Consider the following 26,846-nt stretch of genomic DNA (forward strand, 5'->3'; position numbering starts at 1 on the left):
CTAGCAACAAAGCTTCGACAGCCCGCGTCTGGCTGGAGGGCGGCCGGGGCATCCGCTACCATGCCGCTTCGCATTGGGAGACTGCATGGAATTCCTGCTCTACTTGCTGTTGGGCGCGGCCGCCGGCGTGCTGGCCGGGCTGTTCGGCGTCGGCGGTGGCATCATCATCGTGCCGGTGCTGGTGCTGAGCTTCACCGCCCAGGGGATCGACCCGGCGGTGCTGACCCACTTGGCCGTGGGTACCTCGCTGGCCACCATCGTCTTCACCTCGATCAATTCGGTGCTGGAGCACCAGCGCAAGGGCGCGGTGCTGTGGCCGATCTTCGCCTGGATGGCCCTGGGCATCCTGCTCGGCGCCGGCCTCGGCGCGCTGACGGCGGCGGCGATCAACGGCCCGCTGCTGCAGAAGATCATCGGCGTGTTCGCCATCGTCATCGCCGTGCAGATGGGCCTGGAGCTGAAACCCAGGGCCAGCCGCGCTGTCCCAGGCAGGCTGGGGCTGACGGCCGCTGGCGGGGTGATCGGCTGGGCTTCGGCGATCTTCGGTATCGGTGGCGGCTCGCTGACCGTGCCGTTTCTCACCTGGCGCAGCGTGTCGATGCAGCAGGCGGTGGCCACGTCATCGGCCTGCGGCCTGCCCATCGCCGTGGCCAGCGCCCTGGGTTTCATGCTGATCGGCTGGCAGGAGCCTGGGCTGCCGCCGTGGAGCGTCGGTTTCGTCTACCTGCCGGCCATGGCCGGCATTGCCATCACCAGTATGTTCTTCGCCCGTTTCGGCGCGCGTCTGGCGCACAAGCTGTCGCCGCGCCTGCTCAAGCGTCTGTTTGCCCTGCTACTGCTGGTAGTGGGCGTGAATTTCCTGATCTAAGGAGTTGTGAATGCTGCCTTATCCGCAGATAAACCCGGTCGCGCTGGACCTCGGCGTGATCCAGATTCATTGGTACGGCCTGATGTACCTGGTCGGAATCGGTGGCGCCTGGTGGCTGGCCTCGCGGCGTCTGGCCCAGTTCGATGCCAGCTGGAGCAAGGAGAAGCTCTCCGACCTGGTGTTCTGGGTGGCCATGGGGGTGATCCTCGGCGGTCGCCTGGGCTACGTGCTGTTCTACGACCTGGCCGCTTACATTGCCGAGCCGCTGAAGATCCTCCGTGTCTGGGAAGGCGGCATGTCCTTCCACGGCGGTTTGATCGGCGTGATGCTGGCCACCTGGTGGTTCGGCCGGCGCAACGGCAAGAGTTTCTTCGAGCTGATGGACTTTATCGCGCCGCTGGTGCCGATCGGCCTGGGCGCCGGGCGTATCGGCAACTTCATCAACGCCGAACTGTGGGGCAAGGCTACCGATGTGCCCTGGGCCATGATCTTTCCTACCGACCCGCAGCAGCTGGCTCGTCACCCCTCGCAGCTGTACCAGTTCGCCCTCGAAGGCGTGGCCCTGTTCCTGATCCTCTGGGCCTACTCGCGCAAGCCGCGCCCGACCATGGCCGTGTCCGGCCTGTTCGCCACCTGCTACGGGGTGTTCCGCTTCATCGTCGAGTTCGTCCGCGTGCCGGATGCCCAGCTCGGTTACCTGGCCTGGGGCTGGCTGACCATGGGCCAGGTGCTGTGCGTGCCGATGATCCTCGGCGGCATCGGCCTGATGGTCTGGGCGTATCGTCGGGCCAGGGCCTGAATCGCCGGCGATTTGGTTAAACTGCGCGCTTTTTCCGGGTGCCCGAGCAGGCACCCGTGACCTTCCCAGCGGAGCGGAGCTGAGATGAAACAGTACCTCGACCTGATGCGCCTGGTGCGCGAGACCGGCACCTTCAAGAGCGACCGCACCGGCACCGGCACCTACTCGGTGTTCGGCCACCAGATGCGCTTCAACCTGGCCGACGGCTTCCCGCTGGTGACCACCAAGAAGTGCCACCTGAAGTCGATCATCCATGAGCTGCTGTGGTTCCTCCAGGGCGACACCAATATCAAGTACCTGAAGGACAACGGCGTGCGCATCTGGGACGAGTGGGCCGACGAGAACGGCGACCTCGGCCCGGTGTACGGCTACCAGTGGCGCAGCTGGCCGGCGCCGAATGGCGAGTCGATCGACCAGATCAGCAAACTGATCGAGATGATCAAGAACAACCCGGACTCGCGGCGCCTGATCGTCTCCGCCTGGAACCCGGCGCTGGTCGACGAGATGGCCCTGCCGCCGTGCCACACCATGTTCCAGTTCTACGTCGCCGAAGGCCGCCTGAGCTGCCAGCTGTACCAGCGCTCGGCCGACATCTTCCTCGGCGTGCCGTTCAACATCGCCAGCTACGCCCTGCTGACGATGATGATCGCTCAGGTCTGCGACCTGCAGCCGGGCGACTTCGTCTGGACCGGCGGCGACTGTCACCTGTACGCCAACCATATCGAGCAGACCGACCTGCAGCTGACCCGCGAGCCGCTGCCGCTGCCGACCATGAAGCTGAATCCCGAGGTGAAGGATCTGTTCGCCTTCAAGTTCGAGGACTTCGAGCTGCAGAACTACCAGGCCCACCCGCATATCGCCGCGCCGGTCGCGGTGTAAGCCATGCTGGCGGCCGAGCTCAAGGCCTTTCACATGGTCGCCCGCCTGGGCAGCATCACTCAGGCGGCGAAGAAACTCGGCCTCAGCCAGCCCACGGTCACCACGCAGATCCGCAACCTGGAAGCGCAGTACGGCGTCGAGCTGTTTTACCGCGGCGGCCGCCGCCTGACCCTCAGTGACGAAGGCGCGCGCCTGCTGCCGATGGTGCAGCAGTTGCTGCAGCAGGAGGCCGACATTGAGTTCTTCCTGCGCAACTGCGGCCAGGTGCAGGGCAGCCTGCGCATTGCCGCCACCGCGCCCTACTACGTGTTGGACCTGATCAAGCGCTTCCGCGAGCGCCTGCCGCAGGTGCAGGTGACCCTGGAGATCGGCAACTCGCAGCAGGTGATCGAGGCGCTGGAGGAATACCGCGTCGACCTCGCCGCTTCCTCGCAGCTGGAGCAGGACGCGCGTTTCACCCGCCTGGTGCTGGGCCAGGACCCGCTGGTGCTGGCCGCGCACCGCAATCACCCGTTGGCCGGGCACAAGCGCCTGTCGCCCAACGCCCTGGCCGGGTACTGCGTGCTGATGCGCGAAGCCGGTTCGACCACCCGCGTGCTGACCGAGCAGATGCTGCGCGAAGCTGGCGTCAGCCCCGGCGCGGTGCTGGAGATCGGCAGCCGCGAGTCGATCCGCGAGGGCGTGCTGCGCAATATCGGCGTCAGCGTGATCGCCCGTCATGAGGTGCCGGACAACCCCGAGCTGCGGGTGATCGAGCTGGACGACGCGCCGCTGATCCCGGAATACCTCTACTGCCTCAAGGAGCGCCGCAGCGCGCGCCTGCCGGCGGCCTTCCTGGCACTGGCGCGGGAAACCGCTCCGTAGGATGGGTTGAGCGCAGCGAAGCCCATCGTCGCGCCCGCATGGGCTTCGGAGCTTTGCTCCTCAACCCATCCTACGTTCTTCCTCGCTACGCAAATCCGCCGATACCACTATCGGCAGCTTTTGCCCAACTGCCATAAAGCCTTAGCACGGCGCCCGCAGCATGAACCTCGTACCGAAATTCACGAGGTTCCCCCATGGCCACCGTCGACCTGCAGCTACGCGACATCCACAAGGGCTTCGGCGCCTTCAAGGCGCTGGATGGCGTGTCGCTGGACATCGCCGCCGGCGAGTTGGTCTGCCTGCTCGGCCCGTCCGGCTGCGGCAAGACCACCCTGCTGCGCTGCATCGCCGGCCTGGAACGCCAGGACGGCGGCGCCATCCGCTTCGCCGGGCGCGACGTCTCCGCGCTGCCACCGCAGGCGCGTGACTACGGCATCCTGTTCCAGTCCTACGCGCTGTTCCCCAACCTGACGGTGGCGCAGAACGTCGCCTACGGCCTGGCTGGCCAGGGCCGCGAGGCGAGCCGTGCGCGGGTCGACGAGATGCTCGAACTGGTCGGCCTGAGCGGCAGCCAGCAGAAGTACCCGGCGCAGCTCTCCGGCGGCCAGCAGCAGCGCGTGGCCCTGGCCCGCGCCCTGGCGCCGAGCCCGTCGCTGCTGCTGCTCGACGAGCCGATGTCGGCCCTCGACGCCCGCGTGCGCGAGCATCTGTGCGGCGAGCTGCGCGCCTTGCAACGCCAGCTCGGCATCACCACCCTGATGGTTACCCACAACCAGGACGAGGCCATGCTGATGGCCGACCGCATCGCCGTGATGAACCACGGCCGCGTCGAGCAGTACGCCTCGCCCCGGGATATCTACCGCGCGCCGGCCACGCCCTTCGTCGCCGAGTTCGTCGGCCAGGGCAACTGGCTGCCGTTCGAGCGTGATGGCGAGCACGCCCGCGTCGGCGACCTCAGCCTGCGCCTGCAACGTTCGCATCCTGCCGAGCGCGGTCGCCTGTTCTGCCGCCCCGAGGCGGTGGTGATCAACCCGCCGGTGCACGAGGACAACCTGTTCCCGGCGCAGATGCGCGAGATCACCTTCCTCGGCAACCGCTGCCGCCTGAGCTTCGAGCTCGACGCGCTGCCGGGCCACGCCCTGCTCGCCGAACTGGCGCCGGAATCCATGCCGCGCCTGAGCGGCGCCGAGATCTGGGTGGCGCTGCCGCCGCGCAGCCTGCAGGTGTTCGCCTGATGACTCTTGAGTGCGCGCAATCGCGGCTGAAGCCGTTCCCACAGGGGGCGGCGGGGCGCGGTGGGAGAGCCTTCAGCCTCGATCCTGCTCTGGCCGACCGGCTATTTATTCGTGGCGGCCAGTGGCTGCTGCTGGCCCTGCTGTTGCTGGCGGTTCTGCTGCCGCTGGCGGCCATGCTCTGGCGCGGCCTGGCCGGCGATCCGGGGCAGGGCGGTGGCCTGGTCGCGGCAAGCGAGCTGGTGGCCAGCGCCAACTTCCGCTGGCTGCTCGGCAACAGCCTGAAGAGCGCCCTGGCCGTGGTACTGATAGTCGTGCCGCTGGCCTACGCCTTTGCCTATGCCCTGCAGCGCACCTGCGTGCCGGGCAAGGGCCTGTGGCGCGGCATCTCGCTACTGCCGCTGCTGGCGCCGTCGATGCTGCCGGGCATCGCGCTGATCTACCTGTTCGGCAACCAGGGTGTGCTGCGCCACTTGCTGACGGACAACGTCTACGGCTTCTGGGGCATCGTCCTCGGCCAGGTCATCTACACCTTCCCGCACGCGCTGATGGTGCTGCTCAGCGCCCTGGCCCTGGCCGACGCGCGGCTGTTCGATGCCGCTTCGAGCATGGGCGCCTCACCCTGGCGCGCGTTCCGCAGCATCACCTGGCCGGGCAGCCGCCAGGGTGTGTTCGCCGCCGCTTGCCTGGTGTTCACCCTGTGCGTCACCGACTTCGGTGTGCCGGTGGTGGTCGGTGGCGACTACCAGGTACTAGCGCTGGAGGCCTACAAGGCGGTGGTCGGTCAGCAGCAGTTCGGCCGCGGCGCGCTGATCGGCCTGTTCCTGCTGCTGCCGGCGCTGCTCAGCTTTGCCGTCGACCTCTGGCTGCGCCGCCGCCAGCGCGACGCCATGGGTGGCCGCGCCCAGGTCTACCATCCGCAGCCCAGTCGTGGCCGCGATGGCGCCTTCCTGCTGCTGGTGCTGCTGGTCAGCGCCTGCCTGCTCGGTGTGTTCGGCATGGCGGTGTACTCGTCGCTGGTCAAGTTCTGGCCGTATGACCTGTCGCTGTCGCTGCACAACTACGCCTTCTCCGAGCTGCCCGGCGGCTGGCTGGCCTACCGCAACAGCCTGTTGCTGGCGACCTGCTGCGCGCTGTTCGGCGGCGTGCTGATCTTCCTCGGCAGCTACCTGCTGGAGAAGACCCGGCAGAGCCCGCTGACCCAGTTGCTGCGCCTGCTCTGCTTCATTCCCATGGCGGTGCCCGGCCTGGTCCTCGGCCTCGGCTACGTGTTCTTCTTCAACCTGCCGGCCAACCCGCTGCATGGCCTGTACGGCAGCCTGACCCTGCTGGTGATCTGCACCGTGGCGCACTTCCTGACCACCGCGCAGATGACCGCCAGCGCCGCGTTGCGCCAGCTCGACGGCGAGTTCGAGGCCGCCGCGCTGTCGCTGAAGGTGCCGCTGCTGCGCCACTTCTTCCGCGTGACCCTGCCGATCTGCCTGCCGGCGTTGCTCGACATCGTGCGCTACCTGTTCGTCTCGGCGATGACCACGGTGTCGGCGGTGATCTTCCTCTACAGCCCGGACAGCCTGCTGGCCGCCATCGCCGTGCTGAACATGGACGATGCCGGCAACGTCGGCGGCGCCGCCGCCATGTCCACCCTGATCCTGCTCACGTCCGCCGCCGTCTCGCTGCTGCTGGCCGGGGCCTCGCGCGGCCTGCTGCGCCGCTCCCAGGCCTGGCGCGCGGCGCCCGGCCACTAACCGTTCGGAGAATATTCATGCGCTACCAAGCTCCCACCCGCCTGCAAGCCGCCATCCTCGACTGGGCCGGCACCGTGGTCGACTTCGGCTCCTTCGCGCCGACCCGCATCTTCGTCGAGGCCTTCGCCCAGTTCGATATCGAGCTGAGCCTGGACGAGGCGCGCGGGCCGATGGGCGTGGGCAAGTGGGATCACATCCGCACCCTCTGCGATCAGCCGGCCGTGGCCGAGCGCTACCAGCGCCGCTTCGGCCGCCTGCCGACGGACGCCGATGTGACGGCGATCTATGAACGCTTCATGCCACTGCAGATCGAGAAAGTCGCTGAGCACTCGGCGCTGATTCCCGGTGCGCTGGAGGCCATCGCTGCCTTGCGCGAGCGCGGCCTGCAGATCGGCAGCTGCTCCGGCTACCCGCTGGCGGTGATGGGCAAGGTGGTCGAACTGGCCGCCGCCAAGGGCTACAGCCCGGATCACGTGGTCGCCACCGACGAGGTGCCCAAGGGCCGGCCGAGTCCGGCACAGGCGCTGGCCAACGTCATCGCCCTGGGCCTCGACGACGTCGCCGCCTGCGTCAAGGTCGACGACACCGAGCCGGGCATCCTCGAAGGCCGCGCCGCCGGCATGTGGACCGTGGCGCTGCGCTTCTCCGGAAATTTCCTCGGCCTTTCCTGGGCCGACTACCAGGCGCTGCCGGCCGAGCGCCGCGCCGCCGAGCGCGCGCGCATCGACGGCCTGTTCGCCGGCAGCCGCCCGCACTACCTGATCGACACCATCGCCGAGCTGCCCGCGGTGATCGACCACATCAACGCACGCCTGGCCCGTGGCGAAAGCCCGCAGGCCTGCTGAGCACCACGCGCCAACCTAACAACCAACGCCAACACCATCAGGAGCTCCACCATGTTCAAACGCACCGCCATGGCCGCCGGCCTGCTCGCTGCCTGCGCCCTGCAGGCCCAGGCCAACACCGAGCTGACCGTCTACACCGCGCTGGAAGTCGAGCAGCTCAAGCCCTACCAGGAAGCGTTCGAGAAGCAGAACCCGGACATCAGCATCAAGTGGGTGCGCGATTCCACCGGCATCGTCACTGCCAAGCTGCTGGCCGAGAAGGACCGTCCGCAGGCCGACGTGGTCTGGGGCCTGGCCGGCTCCAGCCTGGCCATCCTCAAGCAGCAGGGCATGCTGGTGCCCTACGCCCCGGCCAACCTGGACAAGATCGGCGCCAACTACCGCGATGCCGCCAACCCGCCGGCCTGGGTCGGCATGGACGTGTGGGCCGCGACCATCTGCTTCAACACCATCGAGGCCGAGAAGCAGGGCCTGCCCAAGCCGACCAAGTGGGAAGACCTGACCAACCCGGTGTACAAGGACAAGATCGTCATGCCCAACCCGGCGTCCTCCGGCACCGGCTACCTGGACGTCAGCGCCTGGCTGCAGACCTTCGGCGAGGATGGCGGCTGGGCCTACATGGACAAGCTGCACGCCAACATCGGCCAGTACACCCACTCCGGCTCCAAGCCGTGCAAGCTGGCCGCCGCCGGCGAGTTCCCGATCGGCATCTCCTTCGAGTACCCGGCCGTGCAGCTCAAGCGCAAGGGCGCGCCGCTGGACATCGTGCTGCCCAAGGAAGGCCTGGGCTGGGAGATCGAGGCCACCGGCATCGTCAAGGGTACCGACCAGCTGGACGCGGCCAAGAAGCTCGCCGACTTCGCCGCCAGCCGCGAGGCCATGGACCTGTACAAGGCCAACTTCGCCGTACTGGCGCAGCCGGGCATTGCCGAGCGCTTTCAGGAACTGCCGGCCGACTACGAGCAGCGCCTGATCAAGAACGACTTCGCCTGGGCCTCGGAAAACCGCGACAAGATCCTCGCCGAGTGGCGCAAGCGTTACGACGGCAAGTCCGAGCCGGTGGCTCAGTAAGCCCGCGTCACCCCTCTCCCGCCGGGAGAGGGGCAGGGGGTGAGGGATTTCCGGGCAGCACCGAGTCGCCTATCAGCCCCTCAGCCTCCGCGGCCCGCCCCAACCCTCTCCCAGAGGGAGAGGGAGTTAAGCAGCCCGCAGGACACCCGCAACACCCACCCCGGATTGCATCCGGGCTACAGATTTTCAGGAGTTTCCCCATGAGTCAGCACGACTGCGACCTGCTGGTCGTCGGCGCCGGCATGCTCGGCCTCGCCCATGCCTGGGCCGGCGCCAAGCGCGGCCTCAAGGTCAAGGTCTTCGAGCGCACCGCCACGCCGCTCGGCGCCTCCATCCGCAACTTCGGCCAGGCCCTGGTCACCGGCCAGGCACCGGGGCCGATGCTCGACCTGGCCCGTCAGGCCCATGACCTGTGGGCCGAACTGGGCAAGGCCGCCGGCCTGGCACTGAAGCAGCAAGGCTCGCTGCTGTTCGCCCGTACCGAGGCCGAAGAGGCCATGCTCGAAGCCTTCTGCGCCGGTCGTGCGCGTGAGCTCGGCTACCGCGTCGAGCTGCTGCGCGGCGCCGCGCTGGATGACCTGTACGCCGGCCGCTTCGCCCACCACCGCGCCGCCCTGCACGGGCTGGACGACCAGCAGCTGTACTCGCGCGAGGCGCTGCCGCAGGTCGTCGATTACCTGCGAGGCCTCGGCGTCGAGTTTCACTTCTCCACCCTGGTGCGTGATGTCGAATCCGGCAGTGCGTTGACCACCGCCGGGCGTTTCACGGCGCGGCACATCCTGGTTTGCTCCGGTCACGACTACCAGACCCTGCTGGCCGAACCCATGGCCGCGCTGAAGCCCTCGGTGTGCCGCCTGCAGATGCTGCGCGCGCGCCTGGAGCGCCCCCTGGATCTACAACACGCGGTGCTCACCGGCCTCAGCTGCGTGCACTACGGCGCCTTCGCCGATCTGCCCGAAGCCGAGGCGATCCGCACCGAGATCCGCCGCGAGTATCCGGCGCTGGAGGAGCACGGCATCCACCTGCTGGTCAGCCCGACGCCCTATGGCGAACTGATCATCGGCGACTCCCACGACTACGACAGCGATGCGTCGCCGTTCAACGCCGAGGCCGTCGACCAGCTGATGCTGGATCTGGCCGAGCACACCCTGGGTGGCCGTGTGCAGGTGCTGGAGCGCTGGCAGGGCGTGTACGGTTCCCGTGGGCCCGGCCCGTTCAGCGTGCTGCGCCCGGTCGAAGGCGTGACCGCGGTGATGATGCACACCGGCCTGGGTATGAGCGTCGGCCTCGGCCTCGGCGAGCGGGTCGTCGCCGCGCTGCTGGGTGAAGGTGAATATCCCGAGGCCAATCCGGCATGAACGCGACCCAGGCGGTGGCCGAGCTGCTCGCCCTGTGCCGAGCTCAGGGCGAGGCCGACTATATCGGCGAGGCGGTCAGCCAGCTCGAGCATATGGTCCAGGCCGCCGAACTGGCGCGTGATGAAGGCGCCGACGATGAGCTGATCCTCGCTGCCTTCTGTCACGACGTTGGCCACTTCTGCGCGCCGCTGACGGCGGACAACCGCATGGGCGAACTGGGCCGCCAGGGCCACGAACGGGTCGGTGCGCACTGGCTGCGCGGCCTGGGTTTTCCCGCACGGCTGTGCGCTCTGGTGGCCGGACATGTCGACGCCAAGCGCTACCTCTGTGCCCGCGAGCCGGGTTACCTGGCCGGGCTAAGTCCGGCCAGCCGGCAGACCCTGGACTGGCAGGGCGGGCCGATGAGCGAAGCCGAGGCCAGTGCGTTCGAAAGCAATCCCCTGTGCGCCGACATCCTGCGCCTGCGCCGCTGGGACGAAGCCGCCAAGGTGCCGGGTCGGCCGCTCGACCTGGCCTGGATCGAGGCGCTGGCCCTACGCGTGCACGCCACGTAGGTTATTTGACTGGCTGTAGGTTGGGTCGGGCCGCGTAGATTGAGCACAGCGAAGCCCAACAGACGTGCCTTCAGGCACACCTACACTGTTGGGCTTCGGCCCTTGGGGCCTCAACCCAACCTACCGCATGACCGCCCTGCGTAGGGTGGAAAACGGCGACAGGCGGGCGCCAGTCAACCCGCCAACCCCGCCGCCAGATGGTCGATCAGCACCCGCAGCTTCGGTGGCAGATGGCGGTTGGACGGGTATAGCGCCCAGGCCGTGCCGTGGTAGGCGCCGGTGTAGCGCCAGTCGCCGAGCACCTGCTGCAGCCGGCCATCGGCCAGCGCCGCGGCGGCGGTGAAGCTCGGCAGGCAGGCGATGCCCAGGTGGTTGAGCGCGCCGTTGAGGCGCACTTCGCTGTGGTTGCTGGCGAAACGGCCGCGCACGGCCACCGTGCACTGCTCGCCGTCCTTGGCGAAGTGCCAGCGGTGGTCGTCGGCACGCTCGTCCAGGTACAGGCAGGCATGCCGCACCAGCTCCTGCGGGTGTTGCGGCGTACCCTGGTCGGCCAGGTAGCGCGGCGTGGCGCACAGCAGGTGCTCGACCTGGCACAAGGGCCGGCCGGCCATCTGCTCCGGCGGTTGCTCGGTGATGCGGATGATCAGGTCGAAGCCCTCGGCGATCGGGTCGGGGCTGCGGTCGCTGAGGTTGAGGCTGACATCCACTTCCGGGTACCTGGCCAGGAAGTCCGCCATCAGCGGCGCCACCAGGTATTTGCCGAAGGCTTTGGGCACCGACAGGCGTATCTGCCCGCGGGCATGGCTCATCAGCCGCTCGCCCACCGCCACGGCGGCCTCGGCGGCGCCGAGCATCTCGCGGCAGCGCTCGAACACCTCGCTGCCGGCCTCGGTCAGGCGCAGGCGGCGGGTGGTGCGTTCCAGCAGGCGCAGGCCCAGTGCCGCCTCCAGTTGAGCCAGTTGCCGACTCAATGCCGAGCCGCTGGTATGCAGCTGGCGCGCGGCGGCGGAGAAGCTGCCGCACTCCACCACGCGGACGAAGCTGGCCATCAGCGGTAGCAGGTGATTCATGCTCATAGGGAATGAGTCTCCTGTTGAATGGCTGGATTATCGCGATACGGTTGTCAATGGACAATCGCCGGGTTCCCTTCTGCGAGTGCCCCGCCATGACCACACTGACTGCCTCCAGTCGCATACGCCTGATCCAGACCAGCGACCTGCTCCTGCTGCTGGTGGCGCTGGTGTGGGGCACCAGCTACGGCGTTGCCAAGCAGGCGCTGCTGTTCTACCCGGTGCTGGGTTTCCTCGCCGTGCGCTTCTGCATCACCTTCCTGCTGCTGGCGCCGCAGCTGCGCGGTGCAGGCCGCCGCGCCTGGGCGCCCGGCCTGCCACTGGGCCTGGCGCTGCTGGCGATCTTCCTCTGCGAGACCTACGGCGTGCAGTTGACCACGGCGAGCAACGCGGCCTTCCTGATCAGCCTGTGCGTGGTGCTGACGCCTTTCGTCGAGTGGCTGATGCTCGGTCAGCGCCCGGATGCACGCCTGCTGCCGGCGGTGGTGCTGTCGCTGCTCGGCACCTGGCTGCTCAGCGGCGGCGTCGACCTCGACTTCGGCCTGGGCGACGGCCTGATGCTGGCCGCCGCGCTGCTGCGTGCCTTCCAGGTGTGCCTGACCCGTCGTCTCACCGCCGACCGCGAGGTGCCACCGCTGGCGCTGACCGCCGTGCAGTCCGCGGTGATCGGCTTCGGCTGCCTGCTGCTCGGCGCGCTGCTGTTGCCCGGCGGCCTGCCGCCGCTGCCGACGGCGCCGGCCTTCTGGCTCGGCAGCCTGTACCTGGTGCTGTTCGCCACCCTGTTCGCCTTCTATGTGCAGAACTGGGCGCTGAGCCGCAGTAGCCCGACCCGGGTCAGTCTGCTGATGGGCAGCGAGCCGCTGTTCGGCGCGCTGTTCGCCGTGCTCTGGCTGAGCGAGACGCTGAGCCTGCAGGCCTGGCTCGGCGGCCTGCTGATCGTCGCCGCGACGCTGTGGACCAGCCTGGCGCGGCGGGCCTGATCCGCGGATGAGCCTGGGCCCTACAGCTGATTTGTTACCCTGAGGTTTTTGCCAAGGGGAAATCGTCCTGATGCACCGTGCCTTGCTGATCCTGTTGCTCTGCCTGTTCGTCTCGCCACTCTGGGCCGAGGAGCCTGAACAATCCATTCTGCGGGTGGGCATCAGCGAGGTGCCGCCGTTTGCGATTCAGGACGCCAAGGGCGAGTGGCGCGGTATCAGCGCCGACCTCTGGCGCAGCATCGCCGAGCAGGCCGGTTATCGCTTCGAATACCAGGCGCTGCCCTTCGCGCAGCTGCTGCCGGCGCTGGAACGCGGCGAGCTGGATGTGGTGGTCGGCGCCCTGACCATGACCGCCGAACGCGAGGCCCGCTTCGACTTCACCCATCCCTTCTTCCAGTCGGGCATGGCCATTGCCGTCCCACCGGGCGGCGGTGACACCGGCTGGCACGCGCTCAAGGGCCTGTTCTCCTGGCAGTTCGTCAGCCTGCTGCTGGGCCTGGCGGCGCTGCTGCTGGCGGTCGGTGCGCTGCTCTGGGTGTTCGAGCGGCGCAGGAACCGCGAGCAGTTCGGCGGCACGCCGGTGGAGGGCCTGGGCGCGAGCTTCTGGTGGGCGGCGGTGACCATGACCACCGTGGGCTATGGCGACAAGGCGCCGGTGACCCTGGGTGGCCGCCTGATCGCGCTGGTGTGGATGTTCGCCGGGCTGATCATGGTGTCGACCTTCACTGCCGCGGTGACCAGCACCCTGACCGTCGGCAACCTGCAGGGCGGCATCCAGAGTGTGGATGACCTGCGTCGTTCCCATGTGGCCACGGTGGCCAACACCGTCAGCGAGCGCTACCTGGACGGCGAGCGCATCCGCCACAGCGCCTACCCCGATCTGCTCAGCGCCATGCGCGCGGTGCAGGCGGGCGAGGTGGAGGCGGTGGTGTATGACCTGCCGATTCTGCAATACCGCAATGGCGAGCTGGACCGGGGTGGTCTGCGCATCCTGCCCGGCACCTTCGAGAACCAGTCCTACGCCTTCGCGGTGGCCAGCGGCAGTCCCTATCGCGAGGCGCTCAGCCAGGAAATCCTGCGCTTTCTCGACAGCGAGGGCTGGCGCCGACTGCAGCACATCTACCTGGGGCGGCCCTGAGCTGAGTGCGCCACCATACTCAGTCGCCCGGGGCCAGCAGCACCTCGGTCAGCTCGTTGACCGCCTGGTGACGCGGGGGCGTATCCCGCCAGCGCGGGGCGTCGAGGGCCGACCATTGCGGATGGGCGCGGGCCCTGTGCAGCGGTGGCGGCAGCGCGGCTTGCTGCCATTGCGCATCCCTGGGGCTGTCCAGCTGGATGGCATGGGTCGCGGCATGGCCGCGGGCGTTGAGGGCGTGCAGCAGTTGCCGCTGTCGTAGCGCGAGCAGGCGCAGCACGTTGTCGTCCACGGTCAGCTCGCGCTGGCCCTTGAGCTTGCCGAGCAGCCGCCCGCCATAGCTGCGCGCGGTCTGCAGGCCGCCGCCGGCCAGCGCGCCGAGCAGCGCGGCGGCGCCGAGGGTTACGCCACCGACCAGCAGATCGATGCCCACTCCGGTGGCCGCGCCCGCGGCCATGCCGCTGCCGACCTTGACGCCCAGCTGGCGCAGGGTTTCCGGGTTGAACAGGTCGTCGCCCCAGCGGCCGTCGGCCAGCGGCAGGTCGGCGGCGCGGGCATCGTTCGGGCGAAAGGCATACAGGCGCAGCAGCGCCTCGACGCACTGTTGTTCGCGCTGGCGCACGGCCTGGTGCAGGGCGGCGATCTCGCCCTGCTCGATCTGCGGCTGGGCGGCGACGCTGCGGCGGCAGGCGGCGCAGTCGATCAGCAGTTCGGCGATCAGCCGCGCTCCGGCCTGGCGGCGTGCGGCAGCCTGGGCCTCGTGATCGGCGATCAGGCGCTCCAGCGCCGGCCGGGCGGACTCGATCAGCAGGGCCAGGCTCTCGTACAGGCGCCGCTCGCCGTCCAGCGGCGGCGCGACCGTGTCGAAGGCGACCCGCGCGTGCAGGCCGAGGCGCGCCAGGGCGTCACGCCACTCGGCCTCGCGGCGCTGTTCGCTGGCGCTGAAGTTGAGCACCGGGAGTAGCGGCTTGCCGCAGCCGGCGAGTACTGCCAGTTCGTCCTTGTACTTGGCCAGCACCGGTTCGCGGGCGTCGATCACGTAGAGGCCGGCATCGCTGGCCAGCAGCTGGCGCAGCACCTTGGCTTCCTGCTCGAAACGCTGGCGCGCTTCGGCGCCGTCGAGGAAGCGTGTGGTGCGCGCAGGACCGTCGAGGCGCTCGCCGGGGCGCTCCAGCTGCTCCAGATGGTCGAGCAGGGCGATGGCGTCCTCCAGGCCGGGGGTGTCGTACAGCTCCAGTAGCGGTTCGCCTGCCACCATCAGGCGGGCGCCCTCGACATGCCGGGTGGTGCTGGGCCGGTGCGATACCTCACCGAAGCCGATGTCGCGCAGCAGGGTGCGCAGCAGCGAGGTTTTGCCGACATTGGTGTGGCCGACCACGGCCAGCTTGAGTGGCTTAGTCATGTGCGACCCTCTGCCCCTCTCCCGCGTGCGGGCGAGGGGTGACTCAGGCTGGCCATAACGCGTAGCCCGGATGCCATCCGGGTTACGGGTTTCCAGTGATGGGCGCGTGCGTGCTCAATCATGGCCGCTCTCCAGCCAGCCCAGTGGGGAGCTGTCGCTGCAGATCAGGCCGAGGCCCTGCAGTGCCTCGTGCCAGTCGCTTAGGCGCGCGCTGTCCAGCGCCTCGCCCAGTGGCGGCGGCAACAGCCAGATGCGTGTGGCACCGGCGCAGCGCGATAGCTCACCAAGCAGCGCCAGGGTGCCGCGGTCCGCCGAACGGCGGGGGTCCACCGCCACGGCCAGGCGCGCCGGCGGGAAGCGGGTGAGTTGTTCGAGCAGGTGACGACGCTGTTCACGACTGTCCAGCACGCCGGCATCGGCCACCGTCTTGGGCAGCGCGGGCGGCCAGGGGCGGCTGTCGTCCAGTTCCACGGCGACCATCAGTGCGCCGCTATTGGCCAGGCGGCCTGGCCCGGCATCGACCGCCGGCAATTGCGCGGGGGCGGCATCGAGCACGCCAAGGTATTCGCTGGGAGGTTGCAGGCGTTCACGCAGCAACAGGTAGCTCGGCTGGGCCAGGTCCAGCTGCAGGCGCGCCGCGCCGTGGCGCCAGCAGGCCAGGCACAGCAGCAGGAGCAGGGCGCGCGGCAGCAGGCCGAATACCAGCAGCACACCGAGCAGCCAGCCGGCCCAGGCGTGGCGGGCGGCCTCGTCGGTCAGCGCTGCCGCACCGCTGGCGCGGATAGTCTCGACATCCGGCAGGGGAAAACCGAGCAGGCTGGGCAGCGTGCCAAGCAGGTGGGTGAGGGCGACGAAGGCGTCGGCCGAGAGCAGGGTGGTTTCCCAGACGAAGCCATAGCGCTGAGTACTGAGCAGCAGGATCAGCATCAGCAGGGCGGCGAACAGGATGACCAGCCACAGGCCGTGGACCAGGGCACCGAACAGCCAGCGGTTGAGGCGCCGCCGCTGCAGCAGCAGGATCAATGCCGGCCCGAGCTGGGCGGCCGCGGCATCGCGCGCCAGCTTCTCGCTGAGCCACAGCCACAGGCGACCGAGCGCGGCCTGGTGTTCGCCGCTGAACGCCAGGCCGAGCAGCCAGGCGCCGAGCGTCAGCAGGTGCAGGCCGAGCAGGCTGCCCAGGGCCCAGTACAGGTTCACCGGACGGCTGCCGTCGCCCAGCGCCGTCAGGGCCAGGCCGGCGCCGCCGAGCAGGGCCGCCGCCAGCAGCGCGAGCAGTGCCAGGCGCGCGCCCTGCAGCCAGTGCTGCAGGGCCTGGTGCTGACCGTCGCGCTCGGCGAGGAACAGGGCGCGGGCTTCGATACGCTTGCCCAGGTCGCGGTCGGCCTGGCGTGCCAGGCGGTTGGCCTCGGCGTCTTCCAGGGGGCCGGCGTGCTCTTCGCGCAGGCGGATGGCTTCGCACAGCCAGAGCCGTTGCAGGTGCGTGCGGGGATGCTCAGGTCGGTCGGTCACGCGGCATTCCGTTTGCGGGCTGAAGGACAAGCATAACCGCTCCCTCAAGCATCGGAAAAATCCCGGTTGTGAGCGGGTATTGGCTGCGGCTAGGCTGCAGCAAAGCAATAACAAGAGTGTTGCCATGAAGCTGCCCTCCATTGTCTGGGCCAATCAGGATTCGCCGTATCTGCTGCAGTACCGCGACGGTTTTCGCCTGTTGCGTTTCAGCGATGGCCTGGAGCCGAGTTTTCGCCGCTATCACGGCGAGGTGTTCCTGGGGCGCATGCGCTGGGGGCTGCTGATCGCAGCGCTGCTATTCCTGCTGTTTGCCGGCCTGGACGCGCTCAGCCTGCCGGAGTCGGTACGCCGGCAAACCCTGTTCATCCGCCTCGGGCTGATCGTGCCGATGCTGCTACTGGCCTGGCTGGCAACCTTCAGCCGGCGGTTGCGCGGCTCGCTGCAACTGATCAGTGGGGCCTGCTCGCTGTCCTGCGGCCTGGGTATCGTCGGCATCATCTGGGTGGCGCGGGTGCATGAGTTCCCATTGCCCTATGAGGGCATCATCCTGGCCACGGTGTTCTTCTACTTTCTCACCGGTTTGCGCCTGCTGGCGGCTGCGCTGTGCGGCTGGCTGACCTTCCTCGGTTATCTGCTGGTCGAAGTGAGCACCGGTTTGCCCGGCGCTGTGCTGCTGTACAACCTGTTCTTTCTGGCGACGGCGAACGTGATCGGTTCGGTCGGCGGCTACTTCCTCGAATACGCCGCGCGGCAGAACTTCCTGGCTCAGGGCTTGCTGCAGGAGGTGGCAGAGAAGGACGCGTTGACGGGCCTGTTCAATCGCCGGGCGTTTGCCGAACGGGCCGAGGCGGCCTGGCGCCAGGCCCAGCGCGATCAACAACCGGTGGCGGTGGCGATGCTCGATGTGGATTTCTTCAAACGCTTCAACGACCTCTACGGCCATGCTGCCGGCGACGAGGCGTTGCGCGCGGTGGCGCAGGTGCTCGGCCGCTATGCCCGTCGCCCGCTGGACGTGGTGGCACGCTACGGCGGCGAAGAGTTCGTCGGCTTCTGGTATGGGCTGGGCGAGGCCGACATCCAGCAGATCCTGGAGGAGGCGCGTGGCGAGGTGGAGCGGCTCGGCGTGGCTCATGCCCGGTCTGACGTGGCGCAGGTTCTGACCCTCAGCATCGGCCTGGCCTGGCAGCTACCGCAGGCGCACCAGAGCCTGGCCGACGCCCTGCGCCTGGCGGATGTGGCGCTGTACCTGGCCAAGGAGCAGGGGCGCAACCGGCTGGTCGGCAAGCGGCCGGGCAGTAGCCAAGTGGCCTGAAGGCTGGCCAGCCGGTATCCTCGCTGCCATGGAAACGACACTGCCCCTCTGCCTGATCGCCGCCCTCGCCGAAAACCGCGTGATTGGCCGCGACAACCAACTGCCCTGGCACCTGCCGGCGGATCTCAAGCACTTCAAGGCCAAGACCCTCGGCAAGCCGATCATCATGGGCCGCAAGACCTGGGACTCGCTCGGCCGGCCTCTGCCGGGCCGGCTCAACCTGGTTGTCAGCCGCCAGGCCGGGTTGCAACTGGAAGGCGCCGAGGTCTTCCCGAGCCTGGATGCCGCCATCGCCCGCGCCGATGAGTGGGCGCGGGCAGAGGGTGTCGACGAGCTAATGCTGATCGGCGGCGCCCAGCTCTACCAGCAAGGCCTGGCTCAGGCGAAACGCCTGTACCTGACCCGCGTGGCGCTGCAGCCGGAAGGCGATGCCTGGTTCCCGGCCTTCGCCGAGGACGACTGGCTGCGCAGCGAGCGTGAAGAGCACGCCGCCGTCGAGAACAGCCCCGCCTATTGCTTCGAGACCTGGCAGCGTCGCTAGGGCTTTCTCCAGCGTTATTGATCGAGGTCGCCTTCGTTCGAAGGCGACGCTCTATGCTTGCGTCTTCTCCCGACAGGTTTCGCCCATGACTGACAACACCGCCGAGCCCGCGCAGACGGAAACGGTCGCCGCCATCTTCGTTCGCCACCCGCTGTGGGAGGATGCCCTGGCGCTGCTGTTCGGCACTGCGTTGGTGGCTCTCGGGATCGCCTTCTACAGCCACGCCGGGCTGCTCACCGGCGGCACCGTGGGCATCGCCTTTCTGGCCAAGTACCTGGCCGGTTGGTCCTTCGGCCTGGTGTTCTGCCTGGTCAACCTGCCGTTCTACCTGCTCGGTATCTGGCGCCTGGGCTGGGGCTTCACCCTGCGCACCGGCTGCGCGGTGCTGCTGGTGTCGCTGCTGGCCGAACTAACGCCGGGCTGGGTGGCCTTCACCCACCTCAACGTGCTCTACGCCGCGCTCTTCGGCGGCGCGGCCATGGGCCTCGGGCTGCTCATGCTGTTCCGCCACAAGGCCAGCCTGGGCGGGGTGAACATCCTCGCCCTGTTCCTCCAGGAGCGCTTCGGCTTGCGTGCTGGCGCAGTGCAGATGGGCATCGATGCCGTCATCGTCCTCGGCGCGATCTTCGTGGTCACGCCGGACAAAGTTGCCCTGTCGGTGCTCGGTGCGGTGGTGCTCAACCTGGTGCTGGCGCTCAATCACCGCAGTGATCGCTACGTCGGGGTGAGCTGACCCGGCTGGGGCTGCAGCTCGACCAGCTCGGCGCGCGGCTCGCCGTCCTCGATATGCAGCAGGCCGACGCAGATCGGCAACTTGAAGCGCCGCGGCCCGGCGCTGCCAGGGTTGACCCACAGGCGCCCGTCGCGCTGCTCGATCAGCGGCTTGTGCGAATGCCCGGTGATCACCACCCGCACGCTCTCTGGTAGCTGCGCCGGTACATGCGCCAGCTCATGCACCAGATACAGCCCGACACCACCCAGCTGTAGCTCTACCTGCTGCGGCAGTTCGGCGGCCCAATCCAGCCCCTCGTCGTTGTTGCCGCGCACCACGCTTAGCGGGGCGATCTGGCGCAATGCGTCGAGAATCCCCGGCTTGCCGATATCACCGGCATGCAGGATGTGCGCGCAACCGGCCAGCGCCGCCAACGCTTCGGGGCGCAGCAGACCGTGGGTATCGCTGATCAGGCCGATGCGCATAGCGTCCCCCACAAATGAGAAAGCCCGGCACTGGGCCGGGCTTTCTAGGCTAACGCAGGGCTCAGCCGAGCAGCGACTTGTCGCGCACCGCACCCTTGTCGGCGCTGGTGGCCAGCAGGGCGTAGGCCTTGAGGGCGGTGGTCACCTTGCGCGCACGCGGGGCGACCGGCTTCCAGCCTTTCTTGTCCTGTTCGGCGCGGCGGGCGGCCAGCTCTTCATCGCTCACCAGCAGGTTGATGCTGCGGTTGGGGATGTCGATCAGCACCTTGTCGCCGTCGCGTACCAGGCCGATGGCGCCGCCGGCGGCGGCTTCCGGCGAGGCGTGGCCGATGGACAGGCCCGAGGTGCCGCCGGAGAAGCGGCCGTCGGTGAGCAGGGCGCACTGCTTGCCCAGGCCCTTGGACTTCAGGTAACTGGTCGGGTAGAGCATTTCCTGCATGCCCGGACCGCCTTTCGGGCCTTCGTAGCGGATGATGACGATATCGCCCGGCTTCACTTCGTCGGCGAGGATGCCCTTCACGGCGCTGTCCTGGCTTTCGAAGATCTTGGCGTTGCCTTCGAATACGTGGATCGACTCATCCACGCCAGCGGTCTTCACCACGCAGCCGTCGAGGGCGATGTTGCCGTACAGCACGGCCAGGCCGCCCTCCTGCGAGTAGGCGTGCTCGACCGAGCGAATGCAGCCGTTTTCACGGTCGTCGTCCAGGGTGTCCCAGCGGGTGCTCTGGCTGAAGGCGGTCTGGGTCGGGATGCCGGCCGGGCCGGCCTTGAAGAAGGTGTGGACCTTCTCGTCTTTGGTCTGGGTGATGTCCCACTCGGCGATGGCGTCGGCCATGCTCGGGCTGTGCACGGTCGGCACGTCGGTGTGCAGCAGGCCGCCACGGGCCAGCTCGCCGAGGATGGAGAAGATGCCGCCGGCGCGGTGCACGTCTTCCATGTGGTACTTCTGGATGTTCGGCGCGACCTTGCACAGCTGCGGCACCTTGCGCGACAGGCGGTCGATGTCGCGCAGGTCGAAGGCCAGCTCGGCCTCCTGGGCGGCGGCCAGCAGGTGCAGGATGGTGTTGGTCGAGCCGCCCATGGCTATGTCCAGGGTCATGGCGTTCTCGAACGCCTTGAAGCTGGCGACATTGCGCGGCAGTACCGACTCGTCGCCCTCGCCGTAGTAGCGCTGGCACAGCTCGACGGCCAGGCGGCCGGCGCGCAGGAACAGCTGCTCGCGGTCGCTGTGGGTGGCCAGGGTCGAACCGTTGCCCGGCAGGGACAGGCCGAGGGCTTCGGTCAGGCAGTTCATCGAGTTGGCGGTGAACATGCCGGAGCAGCTGCCGCAGGTCGGGCAGGCGCTGCGCTCGTACTCGGCGACTTTCTCGTCGGAGCAGGAGTCGTCGGCGGCGACGACCATGGCGTCGACCAGGTCCAGGCCGTGGTTGGCCAGCTTGGTCTTGCCGGCTTCCATCGGCCCGCCGGAGACGAACACCACTGGGATGTTCAGGCGCAGGGCGGCCATCAGCATGCCGGGGGTGATTTTGTCGCAGTTGGAGATGCAGACGATGGCGTCGGCGCAGTGGGCGTTGACCATGTACTCCACGGAGTCGGCGATGATCTCGCGGCTCGGCAGCGAATAGAGCATGCCGTCGTGGCCCATGGCGATGCCGTCGTCGACGGCGATGGTGTTGAACTCCTTGGCCACGCCGCCGTGCTTCTCGATCTCGCGGGCGACCAGCTGGCCGAGGTCCTTCAGGTGCACGTGGCCGGGCACGAACTGGGTGAAGGAGTTGGCGATGGCGATGATCGGTTTCTTGAAGTCTTCGTCCTTCATCCCGGTGGCGCGCCACAGGGCGCGGGCGCCGGCCATGTTGCGGCCGTGAGTGGAGGTCTTCGAGCGATAGTCAGGCATGACGGTTCCTGCGGCTGAATCAGGTGATGTGCGTATGGTGAGCGTCGACTGGACCGGATGCAAACGGCAGATGGCCGTACGTTCGGATGGGGCCGCAGGACGAAACGGGGTCGCCGCTCGTTCGGCCCGGGCTCACGGGCCCGCCGGGGGATGGTTGGCGAGGAATGGCTCGATTCTACGCCGCCCGCCGCTGTCTGGGAAAGGCTGGCGCTGCGCGGGCGGTCAGGTGGTATGCCTTCAGTCAGCCTCCAGGGCTCGTGCTTTGGTGCGGTACCGCCGGTCGGCTTTCACCATTCGGGCGATTGTTGGGGTGACTGGATGGTCACGTAGGGTGCATGCCGGCGTGCCAGGGTGGGCGCGCCGAACGCCAGCGTGTTTCAGGGATGAGTGCAGTGCAGCCTAGTCCGATGACGTGGGTCGGGAGGGCCGTGGCGACTCCTGATCAACAACAAGAACAATGAGGACACCCTGCAATGCTCAACCGCAAATTTGGCCTCGCGGCCGCCCTTGCCTTCGCGTCCAGCTCTGCTATCGCAGCGCTGCCGGATACGCCCGGTACGCCGTTCCCGGCGGTTTCCAGCTTCGACAACAGTGGCCCCTATGCCACGACCAACCAGAGCGAAGGCCCCGGCTGTCGCATCTATCGTCCCAGCAACCTGGGGCAGAATGGTGTGCGCCATCCGATCATCCTGTGGGGTAACGGCACCGGCGCCACGCCTGCGACCTACGGGGCTTTGCTGACGCACTGGGCCAGCCATGGTTTTGTGGTGGCGGCTGCAGATACTTCCGATGCCGGTACCGGCCAGGAAATGCTCGCCTGCCTGACCTACCTGGTGCAGGCCAACAGCAGCAGCTACGGCACCTATGCCGGCAAGCTCAACGCCGGTCGTGTCGGTACTTCGGGTCACTCCCAAGGTGGCGGCGGTTCGATCATGGCGGGCCAGGACGACCGCGTGCGTACCACGGCACCGATTCAGCCCTACACCTTGGGTCTGGGCCACAACAGTGCCTCGCAGAGCAGGCAGAAAGGGCCGATGTTCCTTATGTCGGGAGGTGGCGATACGCTGGCCATTCCCTACCTGAATGCCCAGCCGGTATACAACCGCATCAATCAGCCGATCTTCTGGGGTGAGCGCCGCTACGTCAGCCACTTCGAGCCGGTGGGTGACGGTGGCGCCTACCGTGGGCCTTCCACGGCCTGGTTCCGCTACCAGCTGATGAATGACGCGAACGCCAGCAGCACCTTCAACGGCACTTTCTGTCGCCTGTGTACCAGCACGCTCTGGTCCGTGAAGCGCAAGGGCTTCTGACGGGGTTATGCCTGGGCCCCATCCGCTGGTGCGGGCGGGGCTTTTCATTATCATCGGGAGATCATGTAGGCGCGGCTTTAGCCGCGATGGGGCATTGCAAAAGCATCGCGGCTAAAGCCGCTCCCACGGATCAGTGCCTGGACTCAGCTGTTGGGCAGCAGGCGCACAGTCAGGCTCTTGATGTAGCGGGTCTCGGCGATGGCTGGGTGCACCGGGTGGTCCGGGCCCTGGGCGCCACGCTCGAGCAGCTGGATATTGCGGTCGAGGTGTCGGGCGCTGGTCAGCAGAATGTTCTGCAGGTGGTCTTCTTCCAGGTGCATGGAGCAGCTGGCACTGACCAGGATGCCGTCCTTGTTGAGCATGCGCATGGCGGTTTCGTTGAGGCGGCGGTAGGCGGCCTCGCCGTTCTTGATGTCCTTCTTGCGTTTGATGAAGGCGGGCGGGTCAGCCACGATCACGTCGAAGCGCTCCTCGGCGCCTTTCAGTTCTCTCAGCGCGGCGAATACGTCGCCTTCCACACAGGTGACTTTCTCGGCAACACCGTTAAGGGTGGCGTTGCGCTCGACACCATCGAGGGCGAAGCCGGAGGCATCCACGCAGAACACTTCGCTGGCGCCAAAGGCCGCGGCCTGTACGCCCCAGCCGCCGATGTAGCTGAACAGGTCGAGCACGCGCTTGCCCTTCACATAGGGCGCCAGGCGCGCGCGGTTCATGCGGTGATCGTAGAACCAGCCGGTCTTCTGGCCTTCCAGTACCGGGGCCTGGAATTGCACGCCATTCTCTTCCAGGTCCACCCACTCCGGCACCACGCCGAAGGCGGTATCGACGTAGCGCTCCAGGCCTTCGGCGTCACGGGCGCTGGAGTCGTTCTTGAACAGGATGCCGCGTGGCTTGAGCACCTGCACCAGGGCCTCGATCACGGCGTCCTTGGCGCGCTCCATGGCAGCGGAAGCCAGTTGCACCACCAGGTGATCGCCGAAGCGGTCGACCACCAGGCCCGGCAGCAGGTCGGAATCGCCGTACACCAGGCGGTAGAAGGGCTTGTCGAACAGGCGTTCGCGCAGGCTCAGGGCGACGTTGAGGCGGTGTACCAGCAGGGACTTGTCCAGCACGTGCTTGGTGTCGCGCGACAGCAGGCGGGCGCAGATCAGGTTGTTCGGGCTCATCGCCACGATGCCCAGCGACTTGCCGCCAGCGGCTTCGAGAATGGCCTGGTCGCCCGGCTGGAACAGGTTCAGCGGGGTGGCGGCGACATCGATCTCGTTGCTGTAGACCCACAGGTGACCCGCGCGCAGGCGGCGATCGGCGTTGGCTTTGAGGCGCAGGCTGGGCAGGGACATGGGGCTACTCCGGCAAAAAGATCGGAATTATAGCCGTTCACGAGAGGGCGCGGCGTTTACAAAAGTTGGCTGCAGAGTCGAGATTGCTTTGGCTAAACTGTGACCCATCTCCTATTCCTCTCTCGTTGCCGCAGTCATGGCTCAAGAACTCTCCGCCGAACAGATCCGCCAGGTGCTGCAGGGCATCAGCGTGCCGCCTCAACCGCAGATCATGGTCGACCTGCAGATGGAGCAGTTCCTGCCCAACCCGGACCTGAAGACCATCGCCAAGCTGATCAGCCAGGACCCCGGTCTGTCCGGCGCGTTGCTGAAGATCGTCAACTCGCCGCACTTCGGCCTGGCCAACCGCATCGCCTCGATCCAGCAGGCGGTCAACCTGCTCGGCTGCGACACGGTGATCAACCTGATCAATGCCCAGTCGATCAAGGGTGAGCTGACCGACGAAGCCATCGTCACCCTCAACCGCTTCTGGGATACCGCCCAGGACGTGGCCAACACCTGCCTGACCCTGGCCAAGCGCATCGGCTACCAGTCGCCGGACGAGGCCTACACCCTGGGCCTGTTCCACAACTGCGGCATCCCGCTGATGCTCAAGCGCTTCCCCAACTACATGACGGTGCTGGAAGAGGCCTACTACAACGCCGGCAGCGAGCGCCGCGTGGTAGACACCGAGAACCGCCTGCTCAACACCAACCACGCGGTGGTCGGCTACTTCACCGCCAAGTCGTGGAACCTGCCGCTGCACCTGTGCGAGGCGATTGCCAACCACCACAACGCGTTGTCCTTCTTCGAGGAAGAGGGCGGCCGCGACGCCCAGCTGAAGACGCTGATGGCCATCCTCAAGATGGCTGAGCACATCTGCTCCAGCTACAAAGTGCTGGGCAACCAGGAAGACGATCACGAGTGGGCCAGCATCCAGCAGCTGGTGCTGGAGTACGTGGGGCTGTCCGAGTACGACTTCGAGAACCTGCGCGAAAGCATTCGCGAGCTGGGCGTGGCCTGATTTCCTGCCCGCCAGCTTCCTGCTAGGGTGGCGGCTGCTCCGTAGTACCCCGAGTTTTCCATGCCCGAACTACCCGAAGTCGAAACCACCCGTCGTGGCATCGCCCCTCATCTTGAAGGCCAGCGCGTCAGCCGTGTGCTGGTGCGCGAGCGCCGCCTGCGCTGGCCGATTCCCGAAGACCTCGACGTGCGCCTGTCCGGCCAGCGCATCGAGTGTGTCGAGCGGCGCGCCAAGTACCTGCTGATCAAGGCCGAAAGCGGCACGCTGATCGGCCACCTCGGCATGTCCGGCAACCTGCGCCTGGTGCCGGTGGGTACACCCGCGGCCAAGCATGAGCATGTCGATATCGAACTGGAGTCGGGGCTGGCGCTGCGCTACACCGACCCGCGGCGCTTCGGTGCGCTGTTGTGGAGCGATGATCCGCTCAACCATGAACTGCTGCTCAAGCTGGGCCCGGAGCCACTCACCGACCTGTTCGATGGCGAGCGCCTGTACCAGCTGTCACGCGGTCGCAGCATGGCGGTCAAGCCGTTCATCATGGATAACGCGGTGGTCGTGGGTGTGGGCAACATCTACGCCACGGAAGCCCTGTTCGCCGCCGGTATCGACCCGCGCCGCGCCGCCGGCTCCATTTCCCGTGCGCGTTATATGGCGCTGGCGCTGGAGATCAAGCGCATCCTGGCCCATGCCATCGAGCGTGGCGGTACGACCCTGCGCGATTTCATCGGCGGCGACGGCCAACCCGGTTATTTCCAGCAGGAGCTGTTCGCCTACGGTCGTGGCGGCCAGTTCTGCAAGGTGTGCGGCAGCACGCTGCGCGAGGTGAAGCTGGGCCAGCGCGCCAGCGTGTACTGCCCGAAATGCCAGCGTTGAACGCAGTCAGAATAACGGCCGAGAACAATAACAAGAGGTAATAGATGTCCGGCAACTACCTGCCGCCCAACCCGTTCGCCGAGTGGTTGGGGCGAACCGTACTGCGCCTTCTGGGGTGGCGCATCGAAGGCGAACTGCCCAGGCTCGACAAGTTCGTTGCCATCGGTGCCCACCACACCTCCAACTGGGACTTCGTGATCTTCATCGCCCTGAAGTTCGTGCTGCGCCTGAATGCGCGCTGGTTCGGCAAGCACAGCATCTTCCGCTGGCCGTTCGCCGGACTGATGCGCAGCTGGGGCGGCATCCCTATCCAGCGTCATCTGAGTCTGAACATGGTGGAGCAGGCGATTCAGGGCTTTCGCGACAACCCTGAATTCATTCTGGTGCTGTCGCCGGAGGGCACGCGCAAGAAAGTGGAACGTTGGAAGATGGGCTTCTATCACATCGCCGTGGGGGCCGGTGTACCCATCGTGCCGGGGGCGCTGGACTTTGCCAATCGGCGGGTGGTCATTGGTTCTCCGTTTTATCCCAGCGGGGATGCGGAAGCAGATCTGCGTGCCCTGTTGGCATTTTTCCGGCCCTTTGTTCCGAAGAAGCCGCAGTTCGCATTCCACGGCGATTGACGGCGTTCACGCTGACAATTGCGTAGGCGCTGTTATAGTTAGCCGTACGCTCTGCCATAACTACACATAATGAAGGACTGCGCCATGAACCTGTTTCGCACCACCGCCGCTGTCTTGGCTCTGACCACTGGCCTGCTGGCACTGCCGGCGCAGGCGGAAATGGCTCAGCAGAACGCCAGTGGCGACCCGACCTACACCATTCAAACGCCACCGGCCTATGCCATGGTCGGTGACCTGGTCATTGCCCGCCCGCTGCTGATCGCCGGCACCATCATCGGCGCCGGTGTATTCCTGGTCAGCCTGCCGTTCACTGCATTGGGTGGCAACGTCAAGGAAGCCGGCGAAGCGCTGGTGGTTGAGCCGGGCATGGCTGCTTTCGTGCGTTGCCTGGGCTGCACCGAGAGCGGCTACAAGAAGGACTGATTCTTCCCCCGCATGT

Annotated in this window: 26 protein-coding genes; 20 read left to right on the forward strand and 6 right to left on the reverse strand. The window is 67.3% G+C overall.

What is annotated here, in order from left to right; all coding sequences use genetic code 11:
* Window positions 1-85 precede the first annotated feature (85 nt).
* From ACF8C6_RS12945 to ACF8C6_RS12990, 10 genes are all read left to right on the forward strand, one after another.
* Window positions 86-868 carry a sulfite exporter TauE/SafE family protein gene (locus tag ACF8C6_RS12945; RefSeq protein ID WP_392499667.1) on the forward strand — a complete coding sequence of 261 codons (783 nt, stop codon included), beginning with the start codon at window positions 86-88 and terminating at the stop codon, window positions 866-868.
* A 10-nt stretch (window positions 869-878) separates the two neighbouring features.
* On the forward strand, window positions 879-1,667 hold the full coding sequence (gene lgt, locus ACF8C6_RS12950) for a prolipoprotein diacylglyceryl transferase (protein WP_392499668.1): 789 nt from the start codon (window positions 879-881) through the stop codon (window positions 1,665-1,667).
* Between the two features lie 84 nt (window positions 1,668-1,751).
* A complete protein-coding gene (locus tag ACF8C6_RS12955; RefSeq protein ID WP_392499669.1) occupies window positions 1,752-2,546 on the forward strand; it encodes a thymidylate synthase in 795 nt (264 codons plus the stop codon).
* A gap of 3 nt (window positions 2,547-2,549) precedes the next feature.
* Window positions 2,550-3,410, forward strand: a complete 861-nt coding sequence (locus ACF8C6_RS12960; RefSeq protein WP_392499670.1) for a LysR family transcriptional regulator — start codon at window positions 2,550-2,552, stop codon at window positions 3,408-3,410.
* A 194-nt stretch (window positions 3,411-3,604) separates the two neighbouring features.
* Window positions 3,605-4,645, forward strand: a complete 1,041-nt coding sequence (locus ACF8C6_RS12965; RefSeq protein ID WP_392499671.1) for a putative 2-aminoethylphosphonate ABC transporter ATP-binding protein — start codon at window positions 3,605-3,607, stop codon at window positions 4,643-4,645.
* Window positions 4,645-6,387 carry a putative 2-aminoethylphosphonate ABC transporter permease subunit gene (locus ACF8C6_RS12970; RefSeq protein ID WP_392499673.1) on the forward strand — a complete coding sequence of 581 codons (1,743 nt, stop codon included), beginning with the start codon at window positions 4,645-4,647 and terminating at the stop codon, window positions 6,385-6,387. The genes ACF8C6_RS12965 and ACF8C6_RS12970 overlap by 1 nt, the downstream gene beginning before the upstream one ends.
* Window positions 6,388-6,404: 17 nt before the next feature.
* Window positions 6,405-7,232, forward strand: a complete 828-nt coding sequence (gene phnX, locus ACF8C6_RS12975; protein WP_392499674.1) for a phosphonoacetaldehyde hydrolase — start codon at window positions 6,405-6,407, stop codon at window positions 7,230-7,232.
* 51 nt (window positions 7,233-7,283) lie between these two features.
* Window positions 7,284-8,303, forward strand: a complete 1,020-nt coding sequence (locus ACF8C6_RS12980) for a putative 2-aminoethylphosphonate ABC transporter substrate-binding protein (protein ID WP_392499675.1) — start codon at window positions 7,284-7,286, stop codon at window positions 8,301-8,303.
* Window positions 8,304-8,503: 200 nt separating this feature from the next.
* A complete protein-coding gene (locus ACF8C6_RS12985) occupies window positions 8,504-9,661 on the forward strand; it encodes a TIGR03364 family FAD-dependent oxidoreductase (protein ID WP_392499676.1) in 1,158 nt (385 codons plus the stop codon).
* Entirely contained in the window at window positions 9,658-10,215 is a 558-nt protein-coding gene (locus tag ACF8C6_RS12990) for an HD domain-containing protein (protein ID WP_392499677.1), read from the forward strand. Before ACF8C6_RS12985 ends, ACF8C6_RS12990 begins: the two co-directional genes overlap by 4 nt.
* Window positions 10,216-10,388: 173 nt before the next feature.
* Here the strand turns inward: ACF8C6_RS12990 and ACF8C6_RS12995 are convergent, their stop codons facing one another.
* Entirely contained in the window at window positions 10,389-11,291 is a 903-nt protein-coding gene (locus ACF8C6_RS12995; RefSeq protein ID WP_392499678.1) for a LysR family transcriptional regulator, read from the reverse strand.
* A gap of 89 nt (window positions 11,292-11,380) precedes the next feature.
* Here ACF8C6_RS12995 and ACF8C6_RS13000 point away from each other — a divergent pair, with 89 nt between their 5' ends.
* Both ACF8C6_RS13000 and ACF8C6_RS13005 read left to right on the forward strand, forming a co-directional pair.
* Window positions 11,381-12,265 (forward strand): DMT family transporter, encoded by an 885-nt coding sequence (locus tag ACF8C6_RS13000; RefSeq protein WP_392499679.1) that lies wholly within the window; start codon window positions 11,381-11,383, stop codon window positions 12,263-12,265.
* A 70-nt stretch (window positions 12,266-12,335) separates the two neighbouring features.
* Window positions 12,336-13,403, forward strand: coding sequence for a transporter substrate-binding domain-containing protein (locus ACF8C6_RS13005; RefSeq protein WP_392499681.1), 1,068 nt, complete (start codon window positions 12,336-12,338; stop codon window positions 13,401-13,403).
* 19 nt (window positions 13,404-13,422) lie between these two features.
* On the opposite strand, the gene ACF8C6_RS13010 is transcribed toward ACF8C6_RS13005, so the two are convergent.
* Together ACF8C6_RS13010 and ACF8C6_RS13015 are read right to left on the reverse strand one after the other, a co-directional pair.
* Window positions 13,423-14,802: a GTPase/DUF3482 domain-containing protein gene (locus ACF8C6_RS13010; protein WP_392499682.1), complete on the reverse strand. Its 1,380-nt coding sequence runs from the start codon at window positions 14,800-14,802 to the stop codon at window positions 13,423-13,425.
* A gap of 114 nt (window positions 14,803-14,916) precedes the next feature.
* Window positions 14,917-16,311, reverse strand: a complete 1,395-nt coding sequence (locus tag ACF8C6_RS13015; RefSeq protein ID WP_392499683.1) for a DUF2868 domain-containing protein — start codon at window positions 16,309-16,311, stop codon at window positions 14,917-14,919.
* 124 nt (window positions 16,312-16,435) lie between these two features.
* Between ACF8C6_RS13015 and ACF8C6_RS13020 the strand changes: the two genes are divergently transcribed.
* The 3 genes from ACF8C6_RS13020 to ACF8C6_RS13030 all read left to right on the forward strand — a co-directional run bounded on the left by ACF8C6_RS13020 (window position 16,436) and on the right by ACF8C6_RS13030 (window position 18,897).
* Complete coding sequence (locus ACF8C6_RS13020) at window positions 16,436-17,623, forward strand: diguanylate cyclase domain-containing protein (protein ID WP_392499684.1); 1,188 nt, start codon at window positions 16,436-16,438, stop codon at window positions 17,621-17,623.
* Window positions 17,624-17,651: 28 nt separating this feature from the next.
* Window positions 17,652-18,164 (forward strand): dihydrofolate reductase, encoded by a 513-nt coding sequence (locus tag ACF8C6_RS13025; RefSeq protein WP_277689677.1) that lies wholly within the window; start codon window positions 17,652-17,654, stop codon window positions 18,162-18,164.
* Between the two features lie 85 nt (window positions 18,165-18,249).
* The gene (locus ACF8C6_RS13030) at window positions 18,250-18,897 is read left to right on the forward strand and encodes a YitT family protein (RefSeq protein WP_392499685.1); all 648 of its coding nucleotides are present in this window, start codon (window positions 18,250-18,252) and stop codon (window positions 18,895-18,897) included.
* Here the strand turns inward: ACF8C6_RS13030 and ACF8C6_RS13035 are convergent.
* Window positions 18,879-19,361 carry a metallophosphoesterase family protein gene (locus ACF8C6_RS13035; protein ID WP_392499686.1) on the reverse strand — a complete coding sequence of 161 codons (483 nt, stop codon included), beginning with the start codon at window positions 19,359-19,361 and terminating at the stop codon, window positions 18,879-18,881. The genes ACF8C6_RS13030 and ACF8C6_RS13035 overlap by 19 nt on opposite strands.
* Window positions 19,362-19,422: 61 nt before the next feature.
* A complete protein-coding gene (gene ilvD, locus ACF8C6_RS13040) occupies window positions 19,423-21,258 on the reverse strand; it encodes a dihydroxy-acid dehydratase (RefSeq protein WP_392499687.1) in 1,836 nt (611 codons plus the stop codon).
* A gap of 473 nt (window positions 21,259-21,731) precedes the next feature.
* On the opposite strand from ilvD, the gene ACF8C6_RS13045 reads away from it, so the two are divergent.
* Complete coding sequence (locus ACF8C6_RS13045; RefSeq protein WP_277689673.1) at window positions 21,732-22,568, forward strand: alpha/beta hydrolase; 837 nt, start codon at window positions 21,732-21,734, stop codon at window positions 22,566-22,568.
* Window positions 22,569-22,711: 143 nt separating this feature from the next.
* On the opposite strand, the gene ACF8C6_RS13050 is transcribed toward ACF8C6_RS13045, so the two are convergent.
* The gene (locus tag ACF8C6_RS13050) at window positions 22,712-23,908 is read right to left on the reverse strand and encodes a class I SAM-dependent rRNA methyltransferase (protein ID WP_277689672.1); all 1,197 of its coding nucleotides are present in this window, start codon (window positions 23,906-23,908) and stop codon (window positions 22,712-22,714) included.
* A gap of 190 nt (window positions 23,909-24,098) precedes the next feature.
* On the opposite strand from ACF8C6_RS13050, the gene ACF8C6_RS13055 reads away from it, so the two are divergent.
* The 4 genes from ACF8C6_RS13055 (at window position 24,099) to ACF8C6_RS13070 (ending at window position 26,830) form a co-directional block, all read left to right on the forward strand.
* A complete protein-coding gene (locus tag ACF8C6_RS13055) occupies window positions 24,099-24,911 on the forward strand; it encodes an HDOD domain-containing protein (protein ID WP_277689759.1) in 813 nt (270 codons plus the stop codon).
* Between the two features lie 60 nt (window positions 24,912-24,971).
* Window positions 24,972-25,784, forward strand: a complete 813-nt coding sequence (gene mutM / locus ACF8C6_RS13060; RefSeq protein WP_392499688.1) for a bifunctional DNA-formamidopyrimidine glycosylase/DNA-(apurinic or apyrimidinic site) lyase — start codon at window positions 24,972-24,974, stop codon at window positions 25,782-25,784.
* Window positions 25,785-25,828: 44 nt separating this feature from the next.
* Entirely contained in the window at window positions 25,829-26,407 is a 579-nt protein-coding gene (locus tag ACF8C6_RS13065; RefSeq protein WP_392499689.1) for a lysophospholipid acyltransferase family protein, read from the forward strand.
* Between the two features lie 84 nt (window positions 26,408-26,491).
* Window positions 26,492-26,830 (forward strand): multidrug transporter, encoded by a 339-nt coding sequence (locus tag ACF8C6_RS13070; RefSeq protein WP_392499690.1) that lies wholly within the window; start codon window positions 26,492-26,494, stop codon window positions 26,828-26,830.
* Window positions 26,831-26,846 lie beyond the last annotated feature (16 nt).

Source organism: Pseudomonas sp. zbq_18 (assembly GCF_043102245.1).
GTDB lineage: Bacteria > Pseudomonadota > Gammaproteobacteria > Pseudomonadales > Pseudomonadaceae > Aquipseudomonas.

Coding starts and splice junctions, on each gene's coding strand:
- ACF8C6_RS13005 (WP_392499681.1), top strand. CDS start 12,336: ATGCACCGTGCCTTGCTGATCCTGTTGCTCTGCCTGTTCGTCTCGCCA.
- ACF8C6_RS13020 (WP_392499684.1), top strand. CDS start 16,436: ATGAAGCTGCCCTCCATTGTCTGGGCCAATCAGGATTCGCCGTATCTG.
- ACF8C6_RS13030 (WP_392499685.1), top strand. CDS start 18,250: ATGACTGACAACACCGCCGAGCCCGCGCAGACGGAAACGGTCGCCGCC.
- ACF8C6_RS12965 (WP_392499671.1), top strand. CDS start 3,605: ATGGCCACCGTCGACCTGCAGCTACGCGACATCCACAAGGGCTTCGGC.
- ACF8C6_RS12985 (WP_392499676.1), top strand. CDS start 8,504: ATGAGTCAGCACGACTGCGACCTGCTGGTCGTCGGCGCCGGCATGCTC.
- mutM (WP_392499688.1), top strand. CDS start 24,972: ATGCCCGAACTACCCGAAGTCGAAACCACCCGTCGTGGCATCGCCCCT.
- ACF8C6_RS13050 (WP_277689672.1), bottom strand. CDS start 23,908: ATGTCCCTGCCCAGCCTGCGCCTCAAAGCCAACGCCGATCGCCGCCTG.
- ACF8C6_RS12995 (WP_392499678.1), bottom strand. CDS start 11,291: ATGAGCATGAATCACCTGCTACCGCTGATGGCCAGCTTCGTCCGCGTG.
- ACF8C6_RS12980 (WP_392499675.1), top strand. CDS start 7,284: ATGTTCAAACGCACCGCCATGGCCGCCGGCCTGCTCGCTGCCTGCGCC.
- ACF8C6_RS12960 (WP_392499670.1), top strand. CDS start 2,550: ATGCTGGCGGCCGAGCTCAAGGCCTTTCACATGGTCGCCCGCCTGGGC.
- ACF8C6_RS12970 (WP_392499673.1), top strand. CDS start 4,645: ATGACTCTTGAGTGCGCGCAATCGCGGCTGAAGCCGTTCCCACAGGGG.
- ACF8C6_RS13045 (WP_277689673.1), top strand. CDS start 21,732: ATGCTCAACCGCAAATTTGGCCTCGCGGCCGCCCTTGCCTTCGCGTCC.
- ACF8C6_RS13035 (WP_392499686.1), bottom strand. CDS start 19,361: ATGCGCATCGGCCTGATCAGCGATACCCACGGTCTGCTGCGCCCCGAA.
- ACF8C6_RS12990 (WP_392499677.1), top strand. CDS start 9,658: ATGAACGCGACCCAGGCGGTGGCCGAGCTGCTCGCCCTGTGCCGAGCT.
- phnX (WP_392499674.1), top strand. CDS start 6,405: ATGCGCTACCAAGCTCCCACCCGCCTGCAAGCCGCCATCCTCGACTGG.
- ACF8C6_RS12955 (WP_392499669.1), top strand. CDS start 1,752: ATGAAACAGTACCTCGACCTGATGCGCCTGGTGCGCGAGACCGGCACC.
- ACF8C6_RS13070 (WP_392499690.1), top strand. CDS start 26,492: ATGAACCTGTTTCGCACCACCGCCGCTGTCTTGGCTCTGACCACTGGC.
- ACF8C6_RS12945 (WP_392499667.1), top strand. CDS start 86: ATGGAATTCCTGCTCTACTTGCTGTTGGGCGCGGCCGCCGGCGTGCTG.
- ilvD (WP_392499687.1), bottom strand. CDS start 21,258: ATGCCTGACTATCGCTCGAAGACCTCCACTCACGGCCGCAACATGGCC.
- lgt (WP_392499668.1), top strand. CDS start 879: ATGCTGCCTTATCCGCAGATAAACCCGGTCGCGCTGGACCTCGGCGTG.
- ACF8C6_RS13000 (WP_392499679.1), top strand. CDS start 11,381: ATGACCACACTGACTGCCTCCAGTCGCATACGCCTGATCCAGACCAGC.
- ACF8C6_RS13065 (WP_392499689.1), top strand. CDS start 25,829: ATGTCCGGCAACTACCTGCCGCCCAACCCGTTCGCCGAGTGGTTGGGG.
- ACF8C6_RS13010 (WP_392499682.1), bottom strand. CDS start 14,802: ATGACTAAGCCACTCAAGCTGGCCGTGGTCGGCCACACCAATGTCGGC.
- ACF8C6_RS13025 (WP_277689677.1), top strand. CDS start 17,652: ATGGAAACGACACTGCCCCTCTGCCTGATCGCCGCCCTCGCCGAAAAC.